Origin of the sequence: Lentzea aerocolonigenes, assembly GCF_000955955.1 — a bacterium.
Taxonomy (GTDB): domain Bacteria; phylum Actinomycetota; class Actinomycetes; order Mycobacteriales; family Pseudonocardiaceae; genus Lentzea; species Lentzea aerocolonigenes_A.
In genome coordinates this window covers 1-3,954 of record NZ_JYJG01000035.1, presented here as the reverse complement: position 1 = coordinate 3,954, position 3,954 = coordinate 1, and the positions used below count along the sequence as shown (strand labels likewise).

At 68.9% G+C, this 3,954-nt stretch carries 5 protein-coding genes; 4 read left to right on the top strand and 1 reads right to left on the bottom strand.

Features of this window, described 5'->3' with window-relative positions; genetic code table 11:
* The 3 genes from UK23_RS06720 to map form a co-directional block, all read left to right on the top strand.
* Nucleotides 1–960, top strand: a 960-nt coding sequence (locus UK23_RS06720) for a penicillin-binding transpeptidase domain-containing protein (RefSeq protein WP_045310508.1), incomplete at its 5' end; no start/stop codon positions are given.
* Nucleotides 960–1,118, top strand: a complete 159-nt coding sequence (locus UK23_RS51310) for a hypothetical protein (protein WP_156212884.1) — start codon at nucleotides 960–962, stop codon at nucleotides 1,116–1,118. The genes UK23_RS06720 and UK23_RS51310, both read left to right, overlap by 1 nt.
* 10 nt (nucleotides 1,119–1,128) lie before the next feature.
* Nucleotides 1,129–1,986 (top strand): type I methionyl aminopeptidase, encoded by an 858-nt coding sequence (gene map, locus UK23_RS06715; RefSeq protein ID WP_045310507.1) that lies wholly within the window; start codon nucleotides 1,129–1,131, stop codon nucleotides 1,984–1,986.
* Here map and UK23_RS06710 read toward each other — a convergent pair.
* The gene (locus UK23_RS06710) at nucleotides 1,973–2,653 is read right to left on the bottom strand and encodes an alpha/beta fold hydrolase (RefSeq protein ID WP_045310509.1); all 681 of its coding nucleotides are present in this window, start codon (nucleotides 2,651–2,653) and stop codon (nucleotides 1,973–1,975) included. The two genes, map and UK23_RS06710, sit on opposite strands and share 14 nt — an antisense overlap.
* Before the next feature lie 28 nt (nucleotides 2,654–2,681).
* Here UK23_RS06710 and UK23_RS06705 point away from each other — a divergent pair.
* A partial coding sequence (locus UK23_RS06705) for a cobyric acid synthase (protein WP_045310506.1) occupies nucleotides 2,682–3,954 on the top strand: 1,273 nt, incomplete at its 3' end.

Genomic DNA, 3,954 nt, shown 5'->3' with positions numbered 1-3,954 from the left:
GGGCAGGGCACCGAGGTCGAGGAGCTGTTCTCGAAGGCGCCCGAGCCCGCCAAGGCCGTGAACATCGCGCTCTCCCGCGCGATCCAGGCCGCCGCCGAGGACGCCGTCGAGCCCGTGCAGCAGCCGACCGTGCTGGTGGCCATCCAGCCGTCCACGGGCGACATCCTGGCCGTCGCGCAGAACGACCCGGCCGACGCCCAGGGCGCCATCTCGCTCACCGGCCGCTTCCCTCCCGGCTCCACGCAGAAGGCCGTGACCGCGCTCGCCGCGATCGAGTCCGGCAAGGTCAACGCCGAGACGCCGCTGCCGTGCCCCGGCAAGACGACGATCGACGGGCGCCGGATCGTGCCGAACTCCAACGAGTTCGACAAGGGCACGATCCCGCTGCGCAGCGCCTTCGCGTTCTCCTGCAACACGACGTTCGCGCAGCTGGCCGTCGACATGCCGCCGGACCTGCTGCCGAACGCCGCCCTGTCGCTCGGTCTGGGCGTCGACTTCGACATCCCCGGCCTCACGACCATCACCGGGTCCGTGCCGCCCGCCACCGACGTCGTGGAACGGGCGGAGGACGCGTTCGGCCAGGGCAAGGTGCTCGCGTCGCCGTTCGGCATGGCCCTCGTCAGCGCGTCCATCGCGAAGGGCTCCATGCCGGTGCCGCAGCTGGTGCGCGGCAAGGAGACCAAAGCAGACAAACAGCCCACCGCACCGCCCGCGGCCGCGCTCGACCCCGTGCGGCAGATGATGCGCGAGGTCGTCGACTACGGCACTGCACCGCAACTCAAGCCATATGGAGATGTTCGCGGGAAGACTGGTACGGCGCAGTTCGGTGACGGCGTGCACTCACACGGGTGGTTCATGGGCTATCGAGGCGATCTCGCGTTCGCGACGCTGGTCCTGAGCGGAGAAACTTCAACTCCAGCCGTGGAGGTGGCGGCGAGGTTCCTCAAGGCGGTGCCGTGATGACTCAACCCAAGCCCCTGACTTTGCGGGAGCGCCTGCTTCGCGCGGGCGTCCTGCTTCCGGCGCCCCGTGAGGCGCTCGAGCAGGACTCGACCGCGGAGCTGCCGTGGATGCGCGGCAAGGACCAGGTCCAAGGCGGTTCGGTCGTCGCCAAGTAGGCTGGAGGGCATGGCTGTTCGTGCTCCGTTGCAACCCGGTGTCCAGTCTCCGCGGCGTCAGGTGCCTTCGCGCATCGTGCGTCCCGAGTACGTGGACAAGCCCGCGCCGCAGCGCGGCACCGACCCGTGGGTGCAGACGCCGGAGATCATCGAGGCCATGCGGATCGCCGGCCGTCTCGCCGCCCAGGCGCTGCAGGAGGCCGGCAAGGTCGTCGTTCCCGGTGTGACGACGGACGAGATCGACGCGGTGGCGCACGAGTTCCTGTGCGACAACGGCGCGTACCCGTCGACGCTGGGCTACCGCGGCTTCCCGAAGTCGTGCTGCACCTCGCTGAACGAGGTCATCTGCCACGGCATCCCGGACTCCACGGTCGTCGAGGACGGCGACATCGTGAACATCGACGTGACGGCGTTCATCGGCGGCGTGCACGGCGACACGAACGCGACCTTCCTCGCGGGCAACGTCTCCGAGGAGAACCGGCTGCTCGTCGAGCGCACGCACGAGGCGACCATGCGCGCGATCAAGGCCGTCAAGCCCGGCCGTGAGATCAACGTCATCGGCCGCGTGATCGAGGCGTACGCCAAGCGCTTCGGCTACGGCGTGGTCCGCGACTTCACCGGCCACGGCATCGGCCGCTCGTTCCACAGCGGGCTCGTGGTCCTGCACTACGACGAGCCGTCCGTGAAGACCGTGCTCGAACCGGGCATGACGTTCACGATCGAGCCGATGATCACGCTCGGCGACTTCGAGCACGACATGTGGGACGACAACTGGACCGTCACCACGAAGGACAAGAGCTGGACCGCTCAGTTCGAGCACACGCTGGTCGTCACCGAGACGGGCGCGGAGATCCTCACAGTCTGCTGATCACTGTCTTGAGCGCGGCCGCGACCGCCGAGGGCGACGTCGCGGCCGCCAAGTGGTGCGACTCGACGCGCTCGACGGGCCACCCCAGCGCCTCGGCCTTGTCCGCCTGGTCGTCGTAGACCGCGGACAGCAGCACGTACCCGCACGCCCCGGACCACTCGACGACCGGGCGCTGCTCCTTCAGGAACTCCCACGGCACCTCGGGTGCCTCGTCGCGCATCTCCTCGCGCAGTTCCGCGGGCACCAGCCGCAACGGGTCCTCGTCGAACCACCGGTCCCAGCGCGGCAGCCTGCCGTCCCGCACGGACGCCTTGACCTGGCGCACCAGCGCGGGATCGACGGTTTCGCGCCACGACCTGCCCGGCGTCGGCAGGTCGGAGTCGAGGAACACCAGGCCCGCAACGTCCAGTTCCAGCGCGTCCGCGAAGCACGGCAGCAACGGTCCGGCGCCGCTGTGGCCCACCAGGACGAGCGGCCCGCCGACGCCGGAGTCCTCCAGGGCGTCAGCGAAGGCGCCGATCAGCCGCTGGTGGACAGGGGCCTCGTTGACGGTCATCTGCAGGTCGACCAGCAGCACGGCCACCCCGTCGGAGGCCAGTTCGTCGGCGAGCGGACGCATGCTCGACGGGCCGAGGAACGGGCTGTGCATGAGCACGACGGTGACCATGTGGGTGATGATGGCAGCATTGGCGTCCATGCGGGGCGCGATGTTGATCTGTGGGACGACCTCGGACGCGGGCAAGAGCGTTCTGGTCGCCGGGTTGTGCCGCTTTCTGGCACGCCAGGGCGTCGACGTCGTGCCGTTCAAGGCGCAGAACATGTCCAACAACTCGTTCGTCACACTCGACGGCGGGGAGATCGGGCGGGCGCAGGCGTTGCAGGCGCGGGCGGCGTTCAAGGAGCCGAGCGTGCGGTTCAACCCCGTGCTGCTGAAGCCGGGGAGTGACCGCACGTCACAGGTCGTGGTGCTCGGCAAGGCGGTCGGCGAGGTCTCCGCGTTGAGCTACCGTGAACGCAAGCAGCAGCTGCTCGACACGGTTTTGTCCACTTTGGACGGGTTGCGTGCCGGCCACGAGGTCGTCATCTGCGAGGGCGCGGGGTCGCCGGCCGAAATCAACCTGCGTGCCAACGACATCGCGAACATGGGCCTGGCGACACGGGCTCAGCTGCCCGTGCTGGTGATCGGCGATATCGACCGCGGCGGTGTGTTCGCGCACCTCTTCGGCACGGTGGCGGTGCTGGACGCGGCTGATCAGGCGCTCGTTTCCGGCTTTGTCATCAACAAGTTCCGCGGGGATGCCCGTCTGCTCGAACCGGGTCTGCGCCAGTTGCGAGCGCTGACCGGACGACCGGTGCTCGGCGTGCTGCCGTGGCGGGAGGAACTCTGGCTCGATGCCGAGGACTCGTTGTCCTACAACGCTGATGGCGTGATCGGCCGTCCGCAGCCGCCGGTGCGCGACTGGTTGCGGGTCGCCGTGATCCGGTTGCCGCGCATCTCCAACGCCACCGATGCCGAGGCGTTGGCTTGTGAGCCAGGGGTTTCCGTGCGGTTCGTGACCGAGCCTTCTCGGCTGGCGGACGCGGATCTGGTGGTGCTGCCCGGTTCCAAGGCGACCGTGAGCGACCTCGCGTGGCTGCGGGAAACCGGCCTGGCTGAGGCGATCCAGCGGTTCGACGGCCCGATCCTGGGCATCTGCGGTGGGTTCCAGATGCTGTCGAAGCGCATCGAGGACGAGGTCGAGTCGCGCAACGGCGTGACTGATGGGCTCGGCCTGCTCGACGTCGACATCCGCTTCCAGCCTGACAAAACCCTCGCCACGCCCAGCGCCGTCGCGTGGGACGAACCCGTCACCGGCTACGAGATCCACCACGGCCAGGTCGTGCGCAGCACCGAACAACCGTTGGTCGCCGACGAAGGTGCCGAGACCGAACGCGTGCTGGGCACCCACTGGCACGGCCTGCTGGAGA

What these genes read in the sequence shown, in the direction of transcription:
- UK23_RS51310 (WP_156212884.1), top strand. Translation starts at nt 960, where the DNA reads ATGACTCAACCCAAGCCCCTGACTTTGCGGGAGCGCCTGCTTCGCGCG.
- map (WP_045310507.1), top strand. Translation starts at nt 1,129, where the DNA reads ATGGCTGTTCGTGCTCCGTTGCAACCCGGTGTCCAGTCTCCGCGGCGT.
- UK23_RS06710 (WP_045310509.1), bottom strand. Translation starts at nt 2,653, where the DNA reads ATGGTCACCGTCGTGCTCATGCACAGCCCGTTCCTCGGCCCGTCGAGC.